A 22,490-nucleotide genomic window follows, 5' to 3' on the forward strand; every position below is an offset into this window, starting at 1 on the left:
AGGGGATCACGTGACCGCACCCGAAGCAGACCTGTCCGGATGGTCGGTGGCCCCGTTCACCGGTGGCGACTACACCCATGACGTGTACCGCAAGGGCACCGGTCCCGGGGTGGTGCTGATCCCGGAGATGCCGGGAATTCACCCCGGCGTGCTGGGGCTCGGCAATCACCTGGTGGATCGGGGCTTCACCGTGGCCATCCCCTCGCTGTTCGGCGAGCCGGGCAAGCGGAAGACCGCCGGCTACATCGCCGGCGCCATCGCCCGCGCATGTGTGGCGCGGGAATTCGCGGCGTTCGCGACCGACAAGCAGCGGCCGGTCTCGTTGTTTCTGCGGGCGCTGGCCCGCGACCTCAACGCCTCGACGCCGGGCAAGGGCGTCGGCGTGATCGGCCAGTGCTTCACCGGTGGCTTCGCGCTGGCCGCCGCGGTCGACGACAGCGTGCTGGCGCCGGTGCTCAGCCAGCCGTCCGTCCCGTTCCCGATGACCGCAGCGCAGCGACGCGACCCCGGGCTCAGCGCGGCCGAACTGGCCACCGTGGCCGACCGCTGCGCCAACGACGGCCTGTGCGCGATGGGATTGCGGTTCAGCGAGGACAAGATGTCCCCGCGTGATCGGTTCACCGCGCTCAAGGAGCGCCTCGGCGACGCGTTCGAGGTGATCGAGATCGACTCCGGCCGGGGCAACGCGCACGGTTTCGGCAAGATGGCGCATTCCGTGCTCACCGACGAGGTGCGCGAGGTCGACGGCCAGCCCGCCTACGAGGCCCGCAAAAGGGTGGTCGAGTTCCTCACTCGGCGACTGACTTAGGTTCCGTGGCCGGCGGCGCCCCCTGCCCGGCCTCCTCGTACACCGCGAGGTAGACGTCGAGGGTGGTGGTGATCAGGATCATCAGGACCGGGCCGATGACGATCCCCCAGGGACCGAACATGGCGATCCCGGAGAACACCGCGAGCAACATGAGTGCGGGGTTCAGGCGCGCGTCGCGGGGCACCAGTACCGGACGCAGGAAGTTGTCGATGTTCGTCACCACCACCAGATGCCAGAGCACCACGAACGCGCCACCGATGACGTGGCCGAAGAACATCATCGCGACGCCGAACGGGATCGTCACGATGCCCCCGCCCAGCGGGATGATCGACAACGCGGTCAGCACGATCGCGAAAACGAAGAAGCCGTGGTGGAATCCGCCGACGTAGATCGATGCCGCCCCGGCGACGCCCTGGCACAGTGCGATGACGAACTGGCCGCTGACGGTGCCGCGCACCATCGCGCCCGCATTCTGCAGGTACAGATCGGTGACTTCCTCGCCGAGCGGGTTGAGCCGGGAGATCAGCGTCCGCATCTTCTCGCGGTGGACCAGCAGCGCGACGAACACGTACAGGAAGACGATGGCCGAGGCGATCGCGCCCGCGAGGCCGCCGACGGCGCCCTGCAGAAAATGCAGCAGCCATTCACCGGCGTTGCGCGCCACGGTGAGCGTCGCCTTGCGCAGCGTCTCCGCGGTGATCGTCACGTGCGCGAACGGAACTCGGGCCGCCACGCCGTTGACCAGCTGCAGCGTCCTCTGGCCCAAGCCGCTGAGGTCGGTCGTCCGGACCCAGCCGGCGATGCCCTCAACCATGCGCGAGATCTGAGCGATCGCCAGGACGACCAGCAGGCCGATCGGCGCGATCACGCTGGCCAGCGCCGACAGCAGGGTGCACGCGGCCGACAACCCGGTGCCCAGGCGCCTGTTGAACCACAGGAACAGTGGCGTGAACAGGTATGCCCCCACCGCGGCCACCACGATGAGCACGAAGTAGTCGCGCAGAAAATACGCACCGAACAGCAGCGCGACCACCGTGATGACCGCGAGGGCACGCTTTTGAGTGAGCGTGAATTCGGTGTTCACCGGACCGCCTCCGCCTCGCCGTTGAGCGCAACCTTAAACCCCGGTGACGGACTGCGGCGGCGTCTAGCGAGTGGTCGCCGGCACCCGGCTCTTCATCTGTTCGAACAGCTCGACGTAGTAGGGCAGGCATTCGGTCAGCGCCTGCTCGGTGGTGAACTTGGGCCGATATCCGAGGTCCCGAGTCGCCTTGGCGATCGAGAAGAAGTTGTCCAGGTACAACCGCTCGACCGCGAGGGGCTCCAGCAGCGGCGCGGGCATGCCGAACCTGAAATGCAGTCGCTGCCAAACGGTCATCGCCGCCCGCACCATCGGCCCGTTCACCCGCACCCGGGGCCAGGGCTGCCCGCACGCCTCCACCACCGGCCGGGCGAACTCGAACATGTTGATCGGGTCGTCGTCGTTGATGAAGTAGGCCTGGCCGGGTGCGGTGCCGCCGGGCACCAGATGCTCGGCGGCCAGGATGAAACCGTGAATCAGGTTGTGCACGTAGGAGTTGTCCAACCGCGCCGACTTGCGGCCGATCAGCACCTTGACGTGGCCGGCGATCACGCTCTCGAACAGCTTGCGGAACATCGTCTGGTCCCCGCGACCCCAGATGCCGCTGGGCCGGATCGCGCACGTCAGCATGCCGTCGATTCCGTTCTGGGACAGCACGAATCGCTCGGCGACCACCTTGGTCTCGGTGTAGAGGTCGTTGAATCGTGCGGTGTAGGGCAGCGTCTCGTCGCCGCCGGCGATGTTCTGGCCGCCCATCACCACGCTGTTGGACGAGGTGTAGACGAACCGCTTCACCCCGGCCGACTGCCCGGCCCGCACCAGGTTCTCGGTGCCGCCGACGTTGACCGCGAAGCTGCGCTGTCGGTACGCGTCGGTCACCGACGCGCCCCCCATCAACTCGATCAGGGCCGCGGTGTGGAACACCGTGTCGATGTCCTCGATCGCCCCGGCGCACACGGTCGTGTCGGTGATGTCCCCCTCGACGACGTCCAGGCCGGGATGCGGGGGCAGCGGCGAGGGCGCGCGGTCGAAGGAACGGACCCGGTACCCGCGCTCGAGCAGCGTGGTGACCAGGTTGGCGCCGACGAACCCCGACCCGCCGGTGACCAGGACACGGCCGAGTTCGGTTGTCAGTGATGCATCGCCCATGGGCGAAGCTTAACTGAAACACGTTCCAGTTCGGGCGCGCACTCAGGCGTCGTCGGCCTCGCCGGCGGCGAGCGCGTCCTCGATGCGTTGCCGGGCGCCAGCTAAGTGCTCCTCGCAGCGTTTCGCCAGTTGTTCGCCCCTTTCCCACAGCTGTAGCGACGCGTCGAGGTCCAATCCGCCCTGCTCCAGGAGGCGCACGACCTCGATCAACTCGTCCCGGCAGGCCTCGTAGCCGAGCTCACTAATGGGCGTAATCGGCCGGTCCCCTCTGCTGTCGTCGTCAGGCGCCATCTGTCTGCCCCTCGCTCACCGCGGCCACGGCACCGTTGGCGACCCGTACCCGCAACCGGGTGCCCGCCGGCGCGTCGTCGACCGACCGCAGCACCGCAGCGGGCCCCGCGGCGGTCACCGTCTGCACCACCGCGTAGCCGCGGGCCAGGGTGGCCGCCGGCCCCAGCGTCGTCAGCCGCGCGCGCAGGTGCCCCACGCGCTCCGCCTCGGCCGCGACCAGCCGGGTGATGTCGCGGCGCACCGCCGAACGCGCGCGGTGGACCTCGTCGGCGCGGGCCGTCAGCGCCCGCAACGGCTCGGCCAGCACCGGGCGGCTCCGCAGCTGGGTCAGCAGGCGCTGTTCCCGCGACACCCAACTGCGCAGCGCCTGCGCGCTGCGCCGGCGCAACTCGTCGACCAGGCGCTGCTCGGCGGCGGTGTCGGGAACCACCCTCTTGGCCGCGTCGGTGGGGGTGGCGGCGCGCACGTCGGCAACCAGGTCGCACAGCGGGTTGTCGGGCTCGTGGCCGACGGCGCTGATGACCGGCGTGCGGCATGCCGCGATGGCGCGGCACAGCGTCTCGTCGGAGAACGGCAACAGGTCCTCGACGCTGCCCCCGCCGCGGGCCACCACGATCACGTCGACGGCGGCGTCGCGGTCGAGCTCGCCCAGCGCCTCGACGATCTGCGGGACGGCGTTGGGCCCCTGCACGGCGGTGTTGCGCACGGCGAAGCGGACCCCGGGCCAGCGCGCCCGCGCCACCGCGGTCACGTCGTGTTCGGCGGCGCTGGCCCGGCCGGTGATCAACCCGACCGTGTTGGGCAGGAAGGGCAGCGGCCGCTTGAGCCGGGGATCGAAAAGCCCTTCGGCATCCAGCAGCCGGCGCAGCCGGTCGATGCGGGCCAGCAGCTCACCGATGCCCACCGCGCGGATCTCGCTGAGCCGCAAGGAAAAGGTGCCCCGCCCGGTGTAGAAGGATGGTTTGCCGCACACCACCACCTGGGTGCCCTCGGCCAGTTTCACCGGCGCGCCCAGCACCAGGTCGCGCGGGCAGGTCACGGTCAGCGACATGTCGGCGGCCGGGTCGCGCAGCACCATGAACACGGTCTTGGAGTCGGCCCGCAGGTTGACCTGGGCCAGCTGCCCCTCCACCCAGACCGTGCCCAGCCTGTCGATCCAGCCCGCGACACGTACCGCCACCGCGCGAACCGGAAACGGGTTCTCGGCCGAGTTCGCCTGCGGATTCGCCGCTGGTGTCACCTGGCGTTCGCGCGGGTGATCCTGTTGGCGAGCAGCGTCTGGAACGGGGCCCGGGCCTTGGTGGCCTGCTCGTAGGCCAGCAGGGATTCGAGGTCCTCGACGCTCAGCGACGGCAGCCGGGCGCGCAACTGGGCCAGCGTCAGCGTGGCGTACCCGATGTCGGCCGCCACCGCCGGTTCGGGTGCCGCCGCGCCGCCCCCGGACCGCTTGGACTGCCCGCCGGCCTTGCCCGGCGTGTCGGCAAGCCCGCCCTCGGCGGCCTCGGTCACCGAGTACAGCGCGAATCGCCCCTCGGTCAGGCGATCGGTGCCGCCCTCACCCGCGCCGGGCGCTGCGGGCGTCGCGGCGGTCTCGGGCACGTCCTCGTCGAACGTCGCCCACTCCGGCTTCTCGTCCTTCGGCGGAAAGATCGACTCCAGCGTGCTGTCGCCCTTGATCACGAGCTCGGCCAGGTTCTGCTGAAAGCGCATCACGACATGGGCGGCCTGGCTGGCCAGCGTCATCGGGTACATCAGGATGGTCTTCGGCAGCCTGATCGTTTCCTCGACGCAGACCGTCGCCGCGCCGACCAGCAGCCGAACCCCATACGGTGCAGGAGACATGGGTCCAAGACTGCCTCAACCGGCGGCCAACGCCAAGCCCGGCGCCGCGGCGCGGCGCCGCCGTGTGCCCTTCCGGCCGCCGAAACGTACCCTGAGTGTCATGCCACCGACTGTCGACATGGGGATTCCCGGTGCCTCCAAGACCGGGCGATCGGGAGCCGACGACCCGACCCGCAAGCGGGTGCTCCTGGCGGAGCCGCGCGGCTACTGCGCTGGTGTCGACCGGGCCATCGAGACCGTCGAACGGGCGCTGGAACGGCACGGCGCGCCCGTCTACGTGCGGCACGAGATCGTGCACAACCGGCACGTGGTCGAGACCCTGCAGCAGGCCGGCGCGGTGTTCGTCGAGGAGACAGACGAGGTTCCCGAGGGCGCCATCGTGGTGTTCTCCGCGCACGGGGTCGCGCCGACGGTGTATGCCGCGGCCGCCGAACGGAACCTGCAGACCATCGACGCCACCTGCCCGCTGGTGACCAAGGTGCACAACGAGGCCAGGCGCTTCGCCCGCGACGACTACGACATCCTGCTGATCGGCCACGAGGGCCACGAGGAGGTCATCGGCACCGCCGGGGAGGCGCCCGAGCACGTGCAGCTGGTCGACGGCGTTGCCGCGGCCGACAACGTGACCGTGCGCGACGAGGACAAGGTCGTCTGGCTGTCCCAGACCACCCTGTCGGTGGACGAGACCATGGAGATCGTCGAGCGGCTGCGGCAGCGTTTCCCGAAGCTGCAGGATCCGCCCAGCGACGACATCTGCTACGCCACCCAGAACCGGCAGGTGGCGGTCAAGGCGATGGCTCCCGAGTGCGAGCTGGTGATCGTCGTGGGGTCCCGCAACTCGTCGAATTCGGTGCGGCTGGTCGAGGTTGCCCTGGGCGGCGGCGCGGGAGCCGCTCACCTGGTCGACTGGGCCGACGACATCGACCCGGCGTGGCTGGAGGGCGTCACGACGGTGGGTGTCACCTCGGGTGCATCGGTCCCGGAGGTGCTGGTGCGCGGGGTGCTCGAGCGGCTCGCCGACAATGGCTTCGACGTGGTCCAGCCGGTGACGACCGCCCAGGAAACCCTGGTGTTCGCCCTGCCCAGGGAGATCCGCTAGGAGCAGCTAGGCGTCGTGCTCCCAGGATTCGGCCGGGAACCGGCCGTTCGAGCGGGATCGCGGACGGTACTGGCCCCGCGGCTCGGCCCTCGACTCGTCCACCGGTGCTGTCGCGCGGTAGCGGACCTGCGATATCGGGTGGTGCGTGGATTCGGCGCCGTTGGTGGCGCGGCGCCGCTTCGGTTCGCCGGCCGGCTCGTGGCGGCGGTCGTAGCGCTCATGGGTGTCGTAGCGGCCGTAACGCTCGGACGCCCCCGGCAGGTCATACCTGTCGTAGCCGTCGAAGCGGCTGCTGCGCGGCGCCGGCCGTTCGTAGGGGCTGCGACGGGGGCGGGGCTCCCTGGGCGGCAGCTGGCCGCGCGGGTCCGAGTCGGGCTCAGGGCGCGGGCGGCGCCGCGAGCGACGGGGAGGCTGCGCGGCGTCGTAATCGCGCGCCGGAGCCGCGCCCCGGCGGCTTGGCCGCCGCGGCCGCTCGGCCGTCGCTCCCCGCTCGTCGTCGAGTGGCTGTCGGGCGTGCCGGGAACGGCCGCGGGTGGTGCGTGTCGTCGTTCGGGTGCCGCGCGCCGACCGCCGGCGGGCGGTCGATGCGGTGGTTCCCGCGCGGCTCCGGCGCGCGCCGGAGGAGCGGGACTCGTCGGCGTCTTCGCCGTCGGCCCTGGGCCGCAGCAGCGCGTGCAGCCGGGCGGCGATGTCCTTGACAACGGAGTGCGCGGCCGGTGCCGAGGCGTCGGCGTCGTCGGCGTTGCCGGCCTTGTCGGCCGCGATCAGCCGGTGCGACATCCCGAAGTACCACCGGAGCAGCCCGATCAGCAGGACGCCGCCGGCGGTGCCCAGCATCAGCGGGAACCGCTCGATCAGCGGGTAGCCGCAGTTGATCAGCAGGTCTTTGAGGTGGCCGATCTTGCCCCCGTGGAACAGCCAGTAGGCGCCCGGCACCGCGCAGAACAGGATCAGCGGCGGCTGGATGACGGCGGTGAACAGGCCCTCTTGCCGCACGGCCAGCACCGCGGCCACACACCCGGCGATGTAGAAGCCGGCGAAGACGTGGGTCAGCTCCTTGTGGCCGGCGTCGATTCCGTAGCCGACGGCGGTCGCGGTGACGGCGATGAGCAGGGCCGTCCACCAGGGCACACCTGGGATGTTGGGGTGGACCGAGCGATGGGCGGTCTCCACCGCCGACCTTGCCCGCTGTGCTGACACACGTAGACCGTACCGGCAATGACCCCAAAGGCGCGTATATAGCGGGCCGTCGCGCGGGCGTGCCCTCTTTCCTCACCTTTTCTTCCACCGGTGAATCCGCGGCGGGTCGACGCCGCCGCGGAGCCTAGACTTGGTTCCCTGTGAGCCTGAGCCTGGGAATCGTGGGTCTGCCCAATGTCGGCAAGTCGACGCTGTTCAACGCGCTGACCCGCAACAACGTGGTGGCGGCCAACTATCCGTTCGCGACCATCGAACCGAACGAGGGCGTCGTTGCGCTGCCCGATCCGCGGCTGGACAAGCTGGCGGAGATGTTCTCCTCCGAGCGCGTCGTGGCGGCGCCGGTCACCTTCGTCGACATCGCCGGTCTGGTCAAGGGAGCGTCGGAGGGGGCCGGGCTGGGCAACAAGTTCCTGGCCCACATCCGCGAGTGCGACGCCATCTGCCAGGTGGTGCGCGTGTTCGCCGACGACGACGTGACCCACGTCGCCGGGGCGGTCGATCCCAAGTCCGACATCGAGGTGGTCGAGACCGAGCTGATCCTGGCGGACCTGCAGACGCTCGAGCGCGCCGTGCCGAGGCTGGAGAAGGAAGCCCGTAACAACAAGGAGCGTAAGCCTCTCTACGAGGCGGCGCTGAGCGCCCAGCAGGTGCTCGACGGCGGCAAGACGCTGTTCGGCGCGGGTGTGGACGGTTCGGTGCTGCGCGAGCTCAACCTGTTGACCACCAAGCCGTTCCTCTACGTCTTTAACGCCGACGAGTCGGTGCTCACCGACGCCGCGCGCGTCGCCGAGTTGCGCGCGCTCGTTGCGCCCGCCGACGCGGTGTTCCTCGACGCGGCGATCGAGGCCGAGCTGAACGAACTCGACGACGAGTCGGCCGCCGAGCTGCTGGAGTCGATCGGGCAGACCGAGCGCGGCCTCGACGCGCTGGCCCGCGCCGGTTTCCACACGCTCAAGCTGCAGACCTTCCTGACCGCGGGGCCCAAGGAGGCCCGGGCGTGGGTGATCCACCAGGGCGACACCGCGCCCAAGGCCGCCGGGGTGATCCACACCGACTTCGAGAAGGGCTTCATCAAAGCCGAGATCGTCTCCTACGACGACCTGATGGCCGCCGGCTCGATGGCAGCGGCCAAGGCGGCCGGCAAGGTGCGCATGGAGGGCAAGGACTACGTCATGGCCGATGGCGACGTGGTCGAGTTCCGGTTCAACGTGTAGAGCGCGGGGTGCGGCTCAACGTCTTGGTGGTGACACCGGAAATCGTGGCATCATGATATGCATCAATGATGCGCGTAGGGGTGTGCTGTGAGGACAACCGTCACAATCGACGATGATTTACTGGCCAAGGCTGCCGAGTTGACCGGCGTGCATGAAAACGTCGCGCTGCTGCGCCAAGGGTTGCAGACGCTGATCCGAGTGGAAAGCGCTCGCCGTCTTGCCGCGCTCGGCGGAACGGATCGCGAGGCGACGGCCGGTCCCCGGCGGCGTGGTGTGACTGAATGATCCTGGTCGACACCGCAGTGTGGATCGATCACCTCCACGCGGCGGAGTCGAGACTGGTCGAGTTGCTGGAGGCCGATGGAGTCGGCTGTCACCCGTTGGTCATCGAGGAAATCGCGCTCGGGTCGATCTCGCAGCGGGATGTGGTGCTCGACCTGCTCGCGAATCTGCGCCAGTTCCCGACTGTCCACCACTACGAAATCCTCCACTTCACTGATCGACGCGCGCTCTGGGGGCGTGGCCTGAGTGCAGTCGACGTTCATCTCATGGCGGCGGTCACCATGGTCGGAGGGGCGCGGCTCTGGACGAGAGACAGGCGGTTGAAGGCCGCGTCGGCCGATGTGGGCGTCGCGTTGTTCGATGCTTGACGTTATTCGGCGACGCGGCGTGATCGAGTTCCGGTTCACCGTGTAGCCGCCGGCAGACCGGGACGAACCGCGCGATCAAGCTAGAATTCTGTACATGACAACGCTGCCGCTCGCCGAGGTACGGGCAAACCTGTCCAGGCTCGTCGAGGAAGCGGTGCGCACGCACCAGCGGATCGAGGTGACTCGACAGGGACGCCGGGCCGCGGTGATCCTGAGTGCGGATGACTTCGACTCGATCATGGAGACCTTGGCGATCCTCAGCGATCAGGAACTCATGCGCGATGTCCGGGAGGCCGAAGCCGAGGCTGAAAACGGTGACATCTTCTCGCTCGAGGAGGTAACAGCGGAGATGCGCGCCGCTGGTCGGCTGCCGCGGTGAGCTACCGCATCGAATTGACGAAGACCGCGAAAAGGGCGCTGCTCGAGTTGTTGCCCGAAGCGGTCGCCGTCGCCTGCTGGGAGTTCATCAGAGGCCCGCTGGCCGAGAATCCCCATCAGGTGGGTAAGCCGCTCCGCGGCCGGCTGGAGGGCCGGTTCTCGGCGCGGCGAGGCGAATTTCGGTTGCTCTACCAGGTTTTCGACGACAGAGTCGTCGTCCGGGTGATCCACATCGCGCATCGCCGCGACGTCTACCGATGACGCGACGTGGTCGAGTTCAGGTTCACGTGTAGAGCGGGCGCGTCCAGCGTGGGGGACGTTCGTGCGCAGGGCCGGCAGTCGTCGGGGAGTGCTGAGCGCTCACGCCGATTCGACTTTCGGTTCCGGGGGCGCCGACGGAGCCGGGCTGGGGGCGTTGGGGCCCCTCTTGGGGAGGGCGGGGACGGCGAGGGAGCCGTACTGGGGGCAATAGGCCTGGATCGCGGCCCCCGTGAAGTAGGCGGCGTTGAGCGCTGGCCAGTGGGTGGCGTCGGTGACCTTGGTGACCAGGTCCGCGTTGCTGGTGTCGGGGTTGCTGCCGAGGGTGGCGCAGACGACGGTCTTGGCGACCTGGATGGCTTTCTCGGGTGCGCCGTAGTTCATGCCGGAGGTGTTGAGGTTGGCGATGAATGCGTCGTCGGTGGCGTCCGCACGGGCCGGCGCGGCGAATCCGAGGGAAACGACCAGCAACGCGATGGCTCGTACCACCATGACACCCTCCTCGAGTCGAATTCCGCGGCGTCCGGTGGCTGGGACTGGGGAGTAACGACGTGATCTCCAAAGATTTTAGCTGCCACCGCGCGCGCCCGGCGGCGAGTTTCGCGTGATCGAGAAGAAGTCCCGTTGTCGGAGGGTCTGCCTAGCATCGTCGCCCGAGCGCTGCAGGAGGCGGCGCGCCGGATTCCCGCAGGAGGCCGCATGAAATTCGTTTCGACCCGCATCATCACCGCCGACGTGCAGCGGCTCGTCGCCTTCTACGAGTTGGTCACCGAAACCGCCGCGGTCTGGGCGAACGAACTGTTCGCCGAGGTTCCGACGCCGGTCGGCACGTTGGCCATCGGAAGTGACAGGACCGTACCCATGTTCGGGGCCGGATCGGCCCAACCGGCCGCCAACCGAAGCGTGATCATCGAGTTCATCGTCGAGGATGTGGACGCCGAGTGGGAGCGGCTGCGTGGGCATGTCGGTGGGGCCGTGACCGAGCCGACGACGATGCCGTGGGGCAACCGGGCTTTGCTGTTCCGCGACCCAGACGGAAACCTGGTCAACCTGTTCGCCCCGGTGACGGACGAGGCTCGCGTCAAGTTCGGCGCGTGAGCACCCGGCACCCCTAGGGGTGAGTCACCAGGTACGTCTCGTTGCCCAGTCCTGCGGTGAGTTCGTCGACCTTGAAGGGCCGGTCGAGCCGTGCGTGCAAAGCCTTCGGATCGACCAGCAGGCTGATTTCAGCGGTTTGCCGCGCGAACAGTCGCCCGATGAACGGGTAGATCCGGCGCATCAATGCCCGCTCCGCGGAGCTGCAACGTGATGCGCAGTAACCGACGTGGCCGATCTCGTCGGTGAGGATCTCGCTGTAGAGCAGTTCGATGCGCGCGGCGACAGCGGGTTCGTCGGCGAACAGTTCGGCGCCGACGCGGCGCAGTTCGTCGAACATGACGCAGCCGGCCATCTCGGCGGCTCCGACGAACGTGAAGTTGAGCCGGTCGGGCATGAACACGGCCGCCTTGACGAACTGTCGCATCACGAAAGGCGGGGGGACAACCTGGAACGTCAGGTCGAACACGTCCAGGACGTATGCCAGCAGCCGGGTGTGATAATGCTCTTCCAGTTCGAGATAGACGTTCTCGGGCGGCAGGTTCTCGTCGCTGTTGCGGCCGTAGGTCTCGCCGAGTCCCACGCCGAAGCGTTCGGCCTGATTGAGTTTGGCAGTGGCCAGCAGGAACAGCATTTTCCTGTCCAGGCCGGGTTCGGGCCGGCGGCGGCGCAGGTTGCGAAGAAAGGTCTGCCGGTCAGCGGGGTGGGCCGAGCGGACGGGGTTCGCTTCGATGTCGTCGAAGAATTGCTCTCGATTCGCCAGGCGCCTGTTGAGGAGGTCGGCGTCGCCGTCACGCCGGGCCAGGAATTCCCGGTAGCCCTGAATGCCCGTGCCGTTCATCGCTTCTCCATTCCTTTGACGATCGTTGTCACGTAACGGCTCAACAGCGCGGCGTCGTGCGCTCCGGTGGACAGCAGCGCGAACAGACCGGTGAGGAAGAACGTCGCGAGTTCCCCGGCGTCGGCGGCCGGTGCGACTTGTCCGGCGTCTTGCGCCTGCCGGATCGCGCGCACCAGGAACTGTGCGAGCGGGTGCTGTTCCATTTCGTCTTCGAGCGGACGCGTCGAGGAGAAATGCAGTCCCAGCATGTCGCTGAAGACGACCGCGCCCAGCCGCCGTCGGGCCTCGAGTACGTGCCGCACCAGTTGCGAAAGCACCGACGCCAGATCGCCCTCGGCGCGGTCGAGTTCGCCGGCGATGCGGGTCTCCTCGTCGCGTTCGATCTCGATGAGGACGTGCTCTTTCGTCGGGAAGTGGAAGTAGAACGTCCCCCGCACGACACCGGCCGCGGCGGCGATGGCGCTGACGTCGGCGCCGCCCAGTCCGCGCCGCGCGATCTCGGCCAGCGCGGCGTGCAGCAGGCGGGCTCGCGTCTCGAGCCGTCGGGCTTCCCGCACGCCGCGGCTCGGCGATTCGGCGACGGCGGACGGTCGTGGCGACCCCATGAAGGCACAGTACGACCGTCGTTGACGGACGTCAATGACGGCCGTCAATGAATGCGATTAGGCGCGGTGGCCGCCGTCGACAAGAACTTCAACGACGCTCGCAAGCTCGCGCCGATCGGCTGCTGACTCTCGGCAGTCTGCGGGTGCACTACCCGGCCGACCGCCCGGCGGATGCCGGGTGGCCCTCGAGCCGGAAGAAGTCGCCGACCCGACCGGCGCGGTAGCGCAGCGGTGACCCGACGAACTCGCCCAGCACCGCCTCGCTACCGAGAGCCAGCGCCGCCGTCGCCCCCACCAGTTGCGCCTGAGCAACTCGAGGGCAAATCCGCAGAGGTCTTGACTCGTCGACGCTGCAACCATGTGGCAACTCCCGGGGGAGGGGTGAATCGGCGGGAAATGCAAGTTTGTCAGCCGCGATTTGCTGAATGTGAGACGAAAGCCATTATCCACCACGCGGATGACCTGCGCCACAAATTTTGGCGCGCAATGAATGTAATTGCTAACGTGCCTGCCCATGGTAGTTCTTGCCACGTTGATATCTCTTGTCAATCAGGTTTCCGGGACACCCTATATTTCAGGTGGGGATTCTCCGGCGGGTACCGACTGTTCCGGGTTGGCATCCTGGATCGCGAATGCGGCAGCCGATCGGCCGGTCTTCGGGAATCGCTTCGACACCGGTAACGAGGAAGCCGCATTGTTGGCGCGCGGATTTCACTATGGGACTGCCCCCGACGCCGTGGTGATCGGCTGGAACAGTGGCCACACCGCCGTGACGCTGCCCGACGGCACCGCGGTGTCCAGTGGTGAGCGCGGTGGGGTGCATGTCGGTGGCCAGGGCGCTTACCAGTCCGGATTCACCCATCACATGTTTTTGCCCATTCCTCCGGACGACGCGGGGACGCCGCCCCCGCCGCCCGACGCACCGCCCCCGCCGCCTGACGCACCGGCCGTTCCGGTCGATGACGCGGCTCCGGATATGGTCGCTCCACCGCCTGAGGAATCACCGCCACCCGGACCCTGAATTTCGAATTCATAAGCGCGTATCAATGGCCGTGATTTCAGGATCCTGCGGACGATTGACACCGTGCCAGGGAATACGGACAGCCGACTGCGCAACGCCAATGCTTCGATATTCTCACGTTCCGGTCAAGTTTAGAAAACAATTTGCTATTCCGGCCACACCCGAATATCGATTGATGCGCGGGCGTGCCGCCTGGCCGAGGGCTGCGCGACGACGCTGCCGACAGCATGCAGGTCGCCGGGTGGGCTGCGCCCGTCGCCAGCACCACAAGTGCCAGCAGTGCGCGGCCGCCGACTCGGTGCGCGCAGGAGGCCGGTTGGCTTTCCTAGTCGGTGGTGACGGCTCCGCCCAGGCTGACCGCGATCTCGTCGCCGAGTCGATAGCCGGCTGCCAACGGCAGGGTGTCACCGCTCCAAAACGAGCCCGGATCAAACCAATTCGCCTTCTTGTCCGTGACGAGCAGACCCATTTCCTCGTAGGTGATCGCCACCGTCTCCGCGCAGTAGGCGGTCTCCAGGCCGACGTGTTGGCGCGCTTTGCGTCGTTGCGTTGACTCTCGAACCTTGCGGTCCGCCCACGGGATCCCCCGCACCCAGTCGGCGGCGGTCGGGAGCCGCCCCCGCAACCACCGGCCGGTCAGCCGGGCGGTCGTCGGGAATGCGGTGCCGTCCATTCGCGCGATGACGCGCAGCAGTTTGTCCTCCTGCTCGCGGCTGGCGTATGGCGTCAGCTGACGCAGCCAACAGCGTTGGCGGTAGCGCTGTGTCCACTGCTCGACGGCCTGTTTCAGGTCATTGAGCTGAACGCCGCGGTGGTTGGTGCCCGCCCACATGTCGACCAGCCTGTCGCCCAGTTCGGCATGCCAGATCAGGGGCGGTAGGTCGTCGATGGCGACAGTCATGCCGACGTGGTTGACCGGGCTGTTGGTCAGGGTCTGGATTGCCCGGTCGGGTCGTGAACCGCCGCGGAACAACCAGATGTCGCCGGTCCGGGTTTCGTGGAGTGCCCAATCCAGTGTCAGCATGGTCGCGTTATCCCGTTCGTGGCCGAAACCGCCGGACAGATCACCGATGCCCCCGGTCCACGGGCAGATTGCAGGCATTGTGTGCCGATGACGGCGATCTTCTCGCGCGAGGTGTGTCCATTGGCTCTCGGGGCCGATGCCGTTGCCGTGTCTGGTGGTCGATGGGCAAACAAGTTAACCACGACCGGCGATAGCCTGGGCGCATGCGCAGCGTCTGGAAGTGGGTCGGGTTGGCTGGTGCCGCCGGCGTGGTCGCCGGGGGAGCGCTGGTCGCGCGCGATCAACGCAGGCGACGCGCCTACACCGCCGACGAGGTGCGGGCGCGTCTGCACCAGCGACTGGCCGAATCCGAGGCGGAGGGTGGTCAATCCGAGACGTCCGCTTCGACGGCGAACAGGCGGAAAGTCCCCGAAAATCCCTTCAATTCGACGTCGCGGCCGTCGTCGAACCCGATGCCCTGACAGTCGGGGCGGCCGTCGACGGCGTCGCGCACCTTTTCGCTGACCAGGATCTCCCCGCCGACGGCCTGGGCCGCGACCCGCGCCGCCATGGCGACGTTGCGCCCGAACAGGTCGTCACCGCGACGCACGGAGCGTCCCATGTGGATGCCGATCCGAACGCGAATCGCATCGTGGTGCTTGCGTTTTGACGCTGTGCACAACGCGCGTTGCACGTCGACGCCACACCGCACCGCGTGTTCGGGGCGCGAGAAGGCGATCATGAACCCGTCGCCCTGGCTCTTGACCACATGCCCGGAGTGCCGTCGCACGAGGCCTGAGACGAGTTTGTCGTGCGCGCTGATGAGCTTGACCCACGCCCGGTCGCCGATGCGCTCGTTGAGCGCGGTGGATTCCTCGATGTCGGAGAACAGGATCACCACCCGGCCGTCCGGGGTGACGCGCGCCAGGTCGGGCCGCTCGACCTCGGCCCAATCGGCGAGGTCCTCGATCGAGCTGCGCAGTGCGCCGCCGAAGCCCTCCTTGTTGATCAGGTTTGCGGTTTGCCACACGGTCTTGACGGCCTCGCGGCCGCTCGACAGCAGCCAACCTCGCGTATCGGTTCGGTCCCGCAGTTCCTCGATCTCGCGGCGACTTCGGTACAGCAGCCGCCCCAGGACGACCAGCGCAACGGCTTCGGCTACGGCAAATCCGGCCAGCACGCAGGCGGCGATGGGCAGCACGTTAGCCACATCAGCATCCTCCCAAAAGCCGTCGCGGCTCCGGTTTGTCGGGTCCCGGCATAGTGTCTAGTGTTGATCCCGGCCGTCGTGGGGTAATGCTTGTCAAGTAAGCCGATCGGGTGACTTTCGGGAGGTGCGGCTTGGCCGACGGCGACGATATCCCCTCTGACCTGCTCGTCATTTTCGGAATCACCGGGGATCTGGCCCGCAAGATGACGTTTCGGGCGTTGTACCGGATCGAGCGCCGAAACCTGCTCGACTGCCCGATCATCGGTGTGGCCAGCGACGATATCTCGGTGGACCAGTTGGTCGAGCGGGCGCGGGACGCCATCAAGGCGTCCGGCGAGGATTTCGACGCGGGGGTGTTCGACCGCCTGGCGGGCCGGTTCTCCTACCTGCACGGCGACGTCGTCGACGGGAAGCTCTACACGCGGCTGGCCGATCAGATCGGCGCGGACCGCCGTGCGCTCTTCTACCTGGAGATGCCGCCGGCGTTGTTCGCGCCGATCGTCGAGAACCTCGCCAAGGTGAACCTCCTGGAGAACGCTCGCGTCGCCGTGGAGAAGCCGTTCGGTCACGATCTGGCCTCCGCGCGCGACCTCAACGCCCGGCTGCGTGCGGTGCTCGACGAGGACCAGATCCTGCGGGTCGACCACTTCCTGGGCAAGCAACCCGTCGAGGAGCTGCAGTACCTGCGCTTTGCCAACAAGAGTCTGGCCAAGCTGTGGGACCGCGAGAGCATCTCGGAGATCCACGTCACTATGGCCGAGGACTTCGGCGTCGCGGACCGCGGCAAGTTCTACGACGCGGTGGGCGCGCTGCGCGACGTGGTCCAAAACCATCTGCTGCAGGTGCTCGCGCTGGTCGCCATGGGGCCCCCGGTCGGGCCCTCCGCCGACGACCTCAACGACAAGAAGGCGGAGGTGTTTCGCGCCATGCCGGCCCTGGACCCGCAACTTTGCGTGCGGGGCCAGTACCGGGGTTACACCGACGTACCCGGAGTGGCCAAGAATTCGCGCACCGAGACCTACATCGCGCTGCGCACCGAGATCGACAACTGGCGCTGGGCCGGGGTGCCCATCTTCTTGCGTGCCGGCAAGGCGCTGCCGGAAAGGGTCACCGAGGTGCGGATGTTCTTGCACCACGTGCCCGGTTACTCCTTCCTTCCCAACCGCCGGCCGCCGGCTCCCAACCAGGTCGTGCTGCGTATCGACCCCGACCCGGGGCTGCGGCTGCAGCTGTCCGCACAGGTCGGCAGCTCGTGGCAGGACGTTCACCTGGACTCGTCGTTCGCCGTGGACCTCGGTGAGGCCGTGCGCCCCTACGAGCGTTTGCTGTATGCCGGGTTGACCGGCGACCGCGAGCTTTTCGCCAGGGAAGACGCGATCGAAGAAACGTGGCGCATCGTGCAGCCGCTACTCGACAAGCCGGGCCGGATCCACCTCTACGACCAGGGTTCCTGGGGGCCCGAGGCCGCACACACGCTGCTTCGCGGTCACCGTAATTGGCAATCGCCGTGGCTTCCTCGCGGCGCGAACGCGGCACAGTAAGGAGACAGCAGCAATGCAGCTGGGGATGATCGGACTGGGCCGCATGGGCGCCAACATCGTGCGCCGCCTCGTCGCCGACGGCCACGAATGCGTGGTCTACGACCACAACGCCGACGCGGTCAAAGCCATGGCCGGTGAGGACAACACGACCGGGGTGTCCTCGGTCAAAGAGCTCGTCGAGAAGCTGAGCGCCCCGCGTGTCGTCTGGGTGATGGTGCCGGCCGGAACCATCACCACCGGAGTCATCGAGGAGCTGGCCAAGACGCTGGACTCCGGCGACATCGTGATCGACGGCGGCAACTCCTATTACCGCGACGACATCCGCCACGCGAAAACCTTGTCCGAGAGCGGAATTCGGCTGCTCGACTGCGGGACCAGCGGCGGCGTGTGGGGCCGCGAGCGCGGCTACTGCCTGATGATCGGCGGGGACCGGGAGGCGTTCGACCACGCCGAGCCGATCTTCGCCACCGTGGCTCCCGGGGTCGAGGCGGCGGAACGCACACCGGGCCGTGACGGCGAGATTGCGCAATCGGAGAGGGGTTACCTGCATTGCGGGCCGTCCGGGGCCGGACACTTCGTCAAGATGGTGCACAACGGCATCGAGTACGGGATGATGGCCTCGCTGGCCGAGGGGCTCAACGTGCTGCGCAACGCCGACATCGGCAAGCACGTGCAGCAGGGTGACGCCGAAACCGCGCCGCTGTCGAATCCCGAGTTCTACCAATATGACTTGGACATCGCCGAGGTCGCCGAGGTCTGGCGCCGCGGCAGCGTCATTGGGTCCTGGTTGCTGGACCTGACCGCGATCGCGCTGCACGAGTCGCCGAGCCTCGAGGAGTTCTCCGGGCGCGTCTCCGATTCGGGGGAAGGCCGGTGGACCTCGATCGCGGCGATCGACGAAGGCGTTCCGACACCGGTGCTCACGACCGCGCTGCAGTCCCGTTTCGCCTCACGTCACCTCGACGACTTCGCCAACAAGGCCCTGTCGGCGATGCGCAAGCAGTTCGGCGGACACGCGGAAAAACCCGCTAACTGAGCGGTCGCCGCCGGACGAACGTCACCACGGCCTCGCTGAACGCGTCATTGTCGTCGCCGGCGGCGGTGTGCCCCGCGTTGGACAGTTCGACGAATTCCGCCTGCGGCACCGTCGTCAGGAAGTGTTGGACGCCTTCGGGACTGACGACGTCGGACAGTTTCCCGCGAATCAACAGAATCGGAATCGTCAGGTTCGTCGCGGCGTGCTCGAATTTCTCGGTGCGCAGTTCGGGGTCGTCTCCGGGCTTGGTCATGAACGCGGGGTCCCAGTGCCAATACCAGCGACCGTCGCGCAGGCGCAGGTTCTTCTTCAGACCCTCCGGGTTGCGCGGTTTGGTGCGGTAGGGCAGGTATTCGGCGACGGCATCGGCGGCCTGATCCAGCGTGTCGAACCCGTCGAGGTTGCCCATCATGAAGTCGCGGATGCGGGCGCTTCCACCCTTCTCGAATCGGGGTACCACGTCGACCAGAACCAGTTGGGTGACCCGGTCGGGGCCGGCGCGGTGAGCGGCGAGAATCCCGGTCAACCCACCCATGCTGGCCCCGATGATCGTCACCGGGCGGCCGATCGCGTCGAGGACGTGCATGACGTCGGCGGTCAACGTCTCGACCGCATAATCGGCTTCGGGGGCGCGATCGCTGTCACCGTGGCCACGGGCGTCGAGGGCGACGACGTGGAATCCGCCGTCGGCCAGAACCTGGCCGGTGTTCTTCCAGGAGAACCGATTCTGGCCACCGCCATGCAGCATGAGGATGGTCGGGTGATCGGACGCGGCGGCGCCGCGGTTCCATTCGTCGGCGACCAGGCTGATCCCGTCGACACCGGAAAACTCGACGGTCTGGGGGTTGCTGCTCGCGGCGTTCATGCCCTGACGTTACCCAGGCGGCTTGAGCAGCCCGAGCAGGGGCCACGGCAAAAGCCGGCGCGGCCACGTGCATTCTGACCGCGCCGGTCGAGTGTGACGCGGGGTGCTCGCTTTGGGCCGGTTTGAGCGTTGCGGTGCAACGCTATTGGTGGACGCGCCTGGGCTGCGGCCATCTGGCCTGGGTTCCGGGCTTGGCCGGCGGGCGTCCCGTTGGTGTCGTTCCTGTTCAGCGCCGAGAACAAGACGAGACCGGGACCGGTGGCGGCAAGCGGAGACAGGCGGACAAACAACCGCGGCAGTCTCTGCCGCGGTTGGCCTTTGGCGGGAAAGGGTGGAGGCCGGTGCGCTTCGGACGCACACGGGCTAGGTTGGTCCGTGCGGATACGCCGAACAGGGAGTGAACATGGCGGACGAGGCTGAGGGAGTGCGCGAGCGGGCCACGCGAATCGCCGGCGAGGGTCGGGTGACGGCCCGAGCCGACAGGGCGGTCCGCGATGACTGAACCGGGCTGGATCGACGTACCGGGCCCCGGTGCCGACCTCAAGGCGCTGACCTGGGGCCCGCCCGACGCCCCCATCGCGCTGTGCCTGCACGGCTTCCCCGACACCCCCTACGGCTGGCGCAAAATCGCTCCCCGGCTGGCCAGCTCGGGCTGGCGTGTCGTCGCGCCGTTCATGCGGGGGTACGCGCCCTCCTCGCTCCCCGCCGACGGCAGCTTCCACATCGGTGCGCTGATGGACGACGCGCTGCGCGTGCGTTCGGCGGCGGGCGGTACCGATCGCGACGTGGTGATCGGCCACGACTGGGGCGCCATCGCCGCCACCGGACTGGCCGCGATGCCCGACAGCCCGTTCACCAAGGCCGTGATCATGTCGGTCCCGCCCCCGGCGGCGCTGCGCCGCCCGGGCGGGGTGGCCGAGCGGGGCCGGCTGGCTCGCCAGCTGCCGCGTCAGCTGTTGCGCAGCTGGTACATCTTCTATTTTCAGTTGCCTTGGCTGCCCGAGCGTTCCGCCTCCTGGGTGTTGCCGTTGCTGTGGCGGCGATGGTCGCCCGGCTACAACCCCAACGAGGACCTGCGCCACGTCGACGCCGCGATCGGTACACCGGAGAGCTGGCGCGCGGCGCTGGGGACGTACCGGGCCACGATCCGCAACACCGCGCCGCCGGCCCGGTATGCCGAGTTGCACCGGCTGTGGACCGAGGCGCCCGTGCTGCCCTGCCTGTACCTGCATGGCCGCGACGACGGGTGCATGACACCGGCTTTCACCCAGTGGGTGGAGAAGGTGCTGCCCCCCGGCAGCGAGGTCGACATCGTCGAACACGCCGGACATTTCCTGCAGCTCGAACAGCCGGAGAAGGTTGCCGGCCTGGTGCTCGGGTTCATCGGCTCGCCCGGCTGAGCCGATGCCGTCCCAGCAGATGACGGCCGTGGATGCGCAGTTCTACTGGATGTCGGCCAAGATCCCGAACGACCAGTTCCTGCTGTATGCGTCGACGGCGAGCCCGCGGACCTGGTGCACGCCGTCAAACGGGTGTGCCGACGGGCGCGCGCCTGCCCGGACTTGGCGACGCGGATCCAGGACCGGAATCCGCTGACTTATCCGCGGTGGGTGCCGGCGGCCGTGGACGCACGTTGGGTGGTCCGCCACGACCTGCCCGACGGCTGCTGGGCCGATTGTCTGGCGGCCGTTGCCGGACTCGCCGATGCCCAGCTGGACGTTCGTCTGATGCCCTGGCGGCTGCACGTGTTCACGCCGGTCTTCGGCATCCCCGGTGTCGCCGGCACGGGAACGGTCGCGGTATTGCAGGTCGCGCACGCGTTGGGCGACGGCGCCCGCGCGGCGGCGATGGCGGCCTGGCTTTTCGGCCGGGACGTTCCGGTGCCCGCGGTGGCGCGGCCCGCGGCGGCCTGCTTTCCCTGGCGGGTCGTCGACGCGGCCCGCACCCATCGGCGGTTGCTCCGCGATACCCGCGCCGGGCTCCTCGCACCCGGGGCCGGTCCGCGCCCGTTGCAGCGCACCAACGCCTATCGGGGTGGCGCCCGCACGGTGCGCACGTTCGTGCGACACCGCTCGCAACTGCCCGGTCCCACGGTAACGGTCGGCGTGCTGGGGGCGGTGTCCACGGCGTTGTCCGATCTCCTCGGCGGCACGGCCGATTCGCTGGGGGCCGAAGTGCCTATGACCAAAGCGGGTGCCCCACAAGCACACAACCACTTCGGCAACGTCGTCGTGGGTCTGTACCCGAACCTGGGCCGCGATGCCCGCGCCGAACGGATCGCGTCCGACCTGGCCAACGGCCGGCGTCGCCTCGCCCACTCGGCCGCCCGCAGCGCCGACCGGGCGATCGCCGCGCTGCCCCCGCCGCTGCTGCGGTGGGGCGTGGCGCAGTTCGACCCCGGCGTGCGACCTTCGCAGGTGGCCGGCAACACAGTCGTCTCCAGCGTGCATCGCGGGGCTGCCGACCTGAGTTTCGGGGGCGCCAGGGTGGTGCTGACGGCCGGCTATCCCGCGTTGTCGCCCGCGATGGGCCTGACCCACGGAGTGCACGGCATCGGCGACACCATCGCGATCAGCGTGCATGCGGCGGAGTCGGCCGTCGAGGACATCGACGCCTACGTGCGACTGCTCGACGCGGCGCTGTAGCAGTTCGCCCGATGTTTCGGAAGCAGCTATTGGGCGTAGCCGGCGCGTGCCTCGCCTTCGCGGGTGAGGCCGGCAGCGAGGATCAATTCCTCGTGCAATTCGAACCACACGGTGTGGTATGAGTCGATGAGCGGCTGTGTCAGCCAGGTGGTCTGTCCCGACTGCACCTTGGCCAACGCCGCGGCCAGTTTGTCCGAATAGGCGGCGAGCCGGGGGACTTCGGCTGCGACGGCCGTGGCAATCGGCATCACTCGCTCGTGCACATCGGCGAGCCGAGCCAAGACCGCGGAGTCGTATTCCCCATCATCGTGGGCGTTCGGCTCACCGTTTCTGAGCTGCCAGTCCGTCACCAGAGCCTTGAAATCGGCATTGACACTGCGGAAATCGTGGTAGGCGGCCTCGACGGCAGCGTGGTTTGCTTTCCGTCGTTCCGCTGCGAGCAGCTCGCCGAGTCGGGTGCGCCCGTCCGGCAAAAGCTGAAGAGCCTTGCCCTCGGCGAGGTAGCCCGCTCTCGTTGCCACCCCGACCGCCTCGGCCACCGCGGCTGGGTCTTCGTTGATGGTGGCAGCGATCTCGGCTGCGCCGAGTCTGCCCTTGAGGCGAACTGCCTGGAGCACTTTCAGCTCGATCATCATCGAATCCTTCCGCCGATCCGTCG

General features: G+C 68.2%; 25 protein-coding genes and 3 pseudogenes. 14 read left to right on the plus strand and 14 right to left on the minus strand.

The features are described 5' to 3' along the window. Positions 1-10 precede the first annotated feature (10 nt). On the plus strand, positions 11-808 hold the full coding sequence (locus tag AB8998_RS07975; protein WP_369737372.1) for a dienelactone hydrolase family protein: 798 nt from the start codon (positions 11-13) through the stop codon (positions 806-808). On the opposite strand, the gene AB8998_RS07980 is transcribed toward AB8998_RS07975, so the two are convergent. From AB8998_RS07980 to AB8998_RS08000, 5 genes are all read right to left on the minus strand, one after another. Continuing rightward, positions 789-1,892, minus strand: coding sequence for an AI-2E family transporter (locus AB8998_RS07980; RefSeq protein ID WP_369737373.1), 1,104 nt, complete (start codon positions 1,890-1,892; stop codon positions 789-791). The genes AB8998_RS07975 and AB8998_RS07980 overlap by 20 nt on opposite strands. Positions 1,893-1,955: 63 nt before the next feature. Next, complete coding sequence (locus tag AB8998_RS07985) at positions 1,956-3,038, minus strand: 3-beta-hydroxysteroid dehydrogenase (protein WP_369737374.1); 1,083 nt, start codon at positions 3,036-3,038, stop codon at positions 1,956-1,958. 42 nt (positions 3,039-3,080) lie between these two features. After that, positions 3,081-3,329: an exodeoxyribonuclease VII small subunit gene (locus tag AB8998_RS07990; protein WP_369737375.1), complete on the minus strand. Its 249-nt coding sequence runs from the start codon at positions 3,327-3,329 to the stop codon at positions 3,081-3,083. Further along, entirely contained in the window at positions 3,319-4,569 is a 1,251-nt protein-coding gene (gene xseA / locus AB8998_RS07995) for an exodeoxyribonuclease VII large subunit (RefSeq protein WP_369737376.1), read from the minus strand. Before xseA ends, AB8998_RS07990 begins: the two co-directional genes overlap by 11 nt. Beyond that, entirely contained in the window at positions 4,566-5,171 is a 606-nt protein-coding gene (locus tag AB8998_RS08000) for a lipid droplet-associated protein (protein WP_369737377.1), read from the minus strand. Before AB8998_RS08000 ends, xseA begins: the two co-directional genes overlap by 4 nt. Positions 5,172-5,271: 100 nt before the next feature. On the opposite strand from AB8998_RS08000, the gene AB8998_RS08005 reads away from it, so the two are divergent. Then, positions 5,272-6,270, plus strand: a complete 999-nt coding sequence (locus tag AB8998_RS08005; protein WP_369737379.1) for a 4-hydroxy-3-methylbut-2-enyl diphosphate reductase — start codon at positions 5,272-5,274, stop codon at positions 6,268-6,270. Positions 6,271-6,276: 6 nt separating this feature from the next. Here AB8998_RS08005 and AB8998_RS08010 read toward each other — a convergent pair whose 3' ends face one another. After that, entirely contained in the window at positions 6,277-7,470 is a 1,194-nt protein-coding gene (locus AB8998_RS08010; protein WP_369737380.1) for a DUF6542 domain-containing protein, read from the minus strand. A gap of 140 nt (positions 7,471-7,610) precedes the next feature. Between AB8998_RS08010 and ychF the strand changes: the two genes are divergently transcribed. The 5 genes from ychF to AB8998_RS08035 all read left to right on the plus strand — a co-directional run bounded on the left by ychF (position 7,611) and on the right by AB8998_RS08035 (position 9,973). After that, entirely contained in the window at positions 7,611-8,684 is a 1,074-nt protein-coding gene (ychF, locus tag AB8998_RS08015) for a redox-regulated ATPase YchF (protein WP_369737381.1), read from the plus strand. 87 nt (positions 8,685-8,771) lie between these two features. Further along, positions 8,772-8,969 (plus strand): type II toxin-antitoxin system VapB family antitoxin, encoded by a 198-nt coding sequence (locus tag AB8998_RS08020; RefSeq protein ID WP_144952320.1) that lies wholly within the window; start codon positions 8,772-8,774, stop codon positions 8,967-8,969. After that, the gene (locus tag AB8998_RS08025) at positions 8,966-9,334 is read left to right on the plus strand and encodes a type II toxin-antitoxin system VapC family toxin (protein ID WP_369737382.1); all 369 of its coding nucleotides are present in this window, start codon (positions 8,966-8,968) and stop codon (positions 9,332-9,334) included. Before AB8998_RS08020 ends, AB8998_RS08025 begins: the two co-directional genes overlap by 4 nt. A 94-nt stretch (positions 9,335-9,428) precedes the next feature. Beyond that, positions 9,429-9,713: a type II toxin-antitoxin system Phd/YefM family antitoxin gene (locus AB8998_RS08030; protein WP_369737383.1), complete on the plus strand. Its 285-nt coding sequence runs from the start codon at positions 9,429-9,431 to the stop codon at positions 9,711-9,713. Continuing rightward, complete coding sequence (locus AB8998_RS08035) at positions 9,710-9,973, plus strand: type II toxin-antitoxin system RelE family toxin (RefSeq protein WP_369737384.1); 264 nt, start codon at positions 9,710-9,712, stop codon at positions 9,971-9,973. The genes AB8998_RS08030 and AB8998_RS08035 overlap by 4 nt, the downstream gene beginning before the upstream one ends. A 99-nt stretch (positions 9,974-10,072) precedes the next feature. Here AB8998_RS08035 and AB8998_RS08040 read toward each other — a convergent pair whose 3' ends face one another. Next, positions 10,073-10,462 (minus strand): DUF732 domain-containing protein, encoded by a 390-nt coding sequence (locus AB8998_RS08040; RefSeq protein ID WP_369737385.1) that lies wholly within the window; start codon positions 10,460-10,462, stop codon positions 10,073-10,075. A gap of 207 nt (positions 10,463-10,669) precedes the next feature. Here AB8998_RS08040 and AB8998_RS08045 point away from each other — a divergent pair, with 207 nt between their 5' ends. Further along, positions 10,670-11,068 carry a VOC family protein gene (locus tag AB8998_RS08045; protein ID WP_369737386.1) on the plus strand — a complete coding sequence of 133 codons (399 nt, stop codon included), beginning with the start codon at positions 10,670-10,672 and terminating at the stop codon, positions 11,066-11,068. Between the two features lie 13 nt (positions 11,069-11,081). Here the strand turns inward: AB8998_RS08045 and AB8998_RS08050 are convergent, their stop codons facing one another. The 3 genes and pseudogenes from AB8998_RS08050 to AB8998_RS08060 all read right to left on the minus strand — a co-directional run. Next, positions 11,082-11,906, minus strand: coding sequence for a hypothetical protein (locus tag AB8998_RS08050; protein ID WP_369737387.1), 825 nt, complete (start codon positions 11,904-11,906; stop codon positions 11,082-11,084). Next, positions 11,903-12,511 carry a TetR family transcriptional regulator gene (locus tag AB8998_RS08055; RefSeq protein WP_369737388.1) on the minus strand — a complete coding sequence of 203 codons (609 nt, stop codon included), beginning with the start codon at positions 12,509-12,511 and terminating at the stop codon, positions 11,903-11,905. Before AB8998_RS08055 ends, AB8998_RS08050 begins: the two co-directional genes overlap by 4 nt. Positions 12,512-12,555: 44 nt before the next feature. Then, positions 12,556-12,815, minus strand: a pseudogene (locus tag AB8998_RS08060) (hypothetical protein); the annotation flags it as partial. Between the two features lie 210 nt (positions 12,816-13,025). Between AB8998_RS08060 and AB8998_RS08065 the strand changes: the two are divergent. Then, complete coding sequence (locus tag AB8998_RS08065; RefSeq protein ID WP_369737389.1) at positions 13,026-13,532, plus strand: peptidoglycan endopeptidase; 507 nt, start codon at positions 13,026-13,028, stop codon at positions 13,530-13,532. A gap of 325 nt (positions 13,533-13,857) precedes the next feature. Here the strand turns inward: AB8998_RS08065 and AB8998_RS08070 are convergent, their stop codons facing one another. After that, positions 13,858-14,556 (minus strand): guanylate cyclase, encoded by a 699-nt coding sequence (locus tag AB8998_RS08070; RefSeq protein WP_369737391.1) that lies wholly within the window; start codon positions 14,554-14,556, stop codon positions 13,858-13,860. 203 nt (positions 14,557-14,759) lie between these two features. Between AB8998_RS08070 and AB8998_RS08075 the strand changes: the two are divergent. After that, positions 14,760-14,957: pseudogene (locus AB8998_RS08075) on the plus strand (hypothetical protein); the annotation flags it as partial. Here AB8998_RS08075 and AB8998_RS08080 read toward each other — a convergent pair. After that, the gene (locus AB8998_RS08080; protein ID WP_369737392.1) at positions 14,921-15,745 is read right to left on the minus strand and encodes an adenylate/guanylate cyclase domain-containing protein; all 825 of its coding nucleotides are present in this window, start codon (positions 15,743-15,745) and stop codon (positions 14,921-14,923) included. The pseudogene AB8998_RS08075 and the gene AB8998_RS08080 sit on opposite strands and share 37 nt — an antisense overlap. 131 nt (positions 15,746-15,876) lie before the next feature. Here AB8998_RS08080 and AB8998_RS08085 point away from each other — a divergent pair, with 131 nt between their 5' ends. Together AB8998_RS08085 and gnd are read left to right on the plus strand one after the other, a co-directional pair. Continuing rightward, complete coding sequence (locus tag AB8998_RS08085; protein WP_369737393.1) at positions 15,877-17,286, plus strand: glucose-6-phosphate dehydrogenase; 1,410 nt, start codon at positions 15,877-15,879, stop codon at positions 17,284-17,286. A 13-nt stretch (positions 17,287-17,299) separates the two neighbouring features. Beyond that, positions 17,300-18,322 (plus strand): phosphogluconate dehydrogenase (NAD(+)-dependent, decarboxylating), encoded by a 1,023-nt coding sequence (gnd, locus tag AB8998_RS08090; RefSeq protein WP_369737394.1) that lies wholly within the window; start codon positions 17,300-17,302, stop codon positions 18,320-18,322. On the opposite strand, the gene AB8998_RS08095 is transcribed toward gnd, so the two are convergent. Next, on the minus strand, positions 18,315-19,187 hold the full coding sequence (locus AB8998_RS08095; protein ID WP_369737395.1) for an alpha/beta fold hydrolase: 873 nt from the start codon (positions 19,185-19,187) through the stop codon (positions 18,315-18,317). The two genes, gnd and AB8998_RS08095, sit on opposite strands and share 8 nt — an antisense overlap. A gap of 494 nt (positions 19,188-19,681) precedes the next feature. On the opposite strand from AB8998_RS08095, the gene AB8998_RS08100 reads away from it, so the two are divergent. Beyond that, positions 19,682-20,587 (plus strand): alpha/beta fold hydrolase, encoded by a 906-nt coding sequence (locus AB8998_RS08100; protein WP_369737396.1) that lies wholly within the window; start codon positions 19,682-19,684, stop codon positions 20,585-20,587. A 19-nt stretch (positions 20,588-20,606) separates the two neighbouring features. Beyond that, positions 20,607-21,832: pseudogene (locus AB8998_RS08105) on the plus strand (WS/DGAT domain-containing protein). Between the two features lie 26 nt (positions 21,833-21,858). On the opposite strand, the gene AB8998_RS08110 reads toward AB8998_RS08105, so the two are convergent. Next, the gene (locus AB8998_RS08110) at positions 21,859-22,464 is read right to left on the minus strand and encodes a MarR family transcriptional regulator (RefSeq protein ID WP_369741473.1); all 606 of its coding nucleotides are present in this window, start codon (positions 22,462-22,464) and stop codon (positions 21,859-21,861) included. Positions 22,465-22,490: the final 26 nt, after the last annotated feature.

It is taken from the genome of Mycobacterium sp. HUMS_12744610, from assembly GCF_041206865.1.
In the GTDB taxonomy this organism is placed as follows: Bacteria; Actinomycetota; Actinomycetes; order Mycobacteriales; family Mycobacteriaceae; genus Mycobacterium; species Mycobacterium servetii.

Coding starts and splice junctions, on each gene's coding strand:
- AB8998_RS08005 (WP_369737379.1), top strand. CDS start 5,272: ATGCCACCGACTGTCGACATGGGGATTCCCGGTGCCTCCAAGACCGGG.
- AB8998_RS08055 (WP_369737388.1), bottom strand. CDS start 12,511: ATGGGGTCGCCACGACCGTCCGCCGTCGCCGAATCGCCGAGCCGCGGC.
- AB8998_RS08025 (WP_369737382.1), top strand. CDS start 8,966: ATGATCCTGGTCGACACCGCAGTGTGGATCGATCACCTCCACGCGGCG.
- AB8998_RS08000 (WP_369737377.1), bottom strand. CDS start 5,171: ATGTCTCCTGCACCGTATGGGGTTCGGCTGCTGGTCGGCGCGGCGACG.
- AB8998_RS08110 (WP_369741473.1), bottom strand. CDS start 22,464: ATGATCGAGCTGAAAGTGCTCCAGGCAGTTCGCCTCAAGGGCAGACTC.
- AB8998_RS08040 (WP_369737385.1), bottom strand. CDS start 10,462: ATGGTGGTACGAGCCATCGCGTTGCTGGTCGTTTCCCTCGGATTCGCC.
- AB8998_RS08045 (WP_369737386.1), top strand. CDS start 10,670: ATGAAATTCGTTTCGACCCGCATCATCACCGCCGACGTGCAGCGGCTC.
- AB8998_RS07990 (WP_369737375.1), bottom strand. CDS start 3,329: ATGGCGCCTGACGACGACAGCAGAGGGGACCGGCCGATTACGCCCATT.
- AB8998_RS08065 (WP_369737389.1), top strand. CDS start 13,026: ATGGTAGTTCTTGCCACGTTGATATCTCTTGTCAATCAGGTTTCCGGG.
- AB8998_RS08095 (WP_369737395.1), bottom strand. CDS start 19,187: ATGAACGCCGCGAGCAGCAACCCCCAGACCGTCGAGTTTTCCGGTGTC.
- AB8998_RS08100 (WP_369737396.1), top strand. CDS start 19,682: ATGACTGAACCGGGCTGGATCGACGTACCGGGCCCCGGTGCCGACCTC.
- AB8998_RS08070 (WP_369737391.1), bottom strand. CDS start 14,556: ATGCTGACACTGGATTGGGCACTCCACGAAACCCGGACCGGCGACATC.
- AB8998_RS08050 (WP_369737387.1), bottom strand. CDS start 11,906: ATGAACGGCACGGGCATTCAGGGCTACCGGGAATTCCTGGCCCGGCGT.
- gnd (WP_369737394.1), top strand. CDS start 17,300: ATGCAGCTGGGGATGATCGGACTGGGCCGCATGGGCGCCAACATCGTG.
- AB8998_RS07985 (WP_369737374.1), bottom strand. CDS start 3,038: ATGGGCGATGCATCACTGACAACCGAACTCGGCCGTGTCCTGGTCACC.
- AB8998_RS08030 (WP_369737383.1), top strand. CDS start 9,429: ATGACAACGCTGCCGCTCGCCGAGGTACGGGCAAACCTGTCCAGGCTC.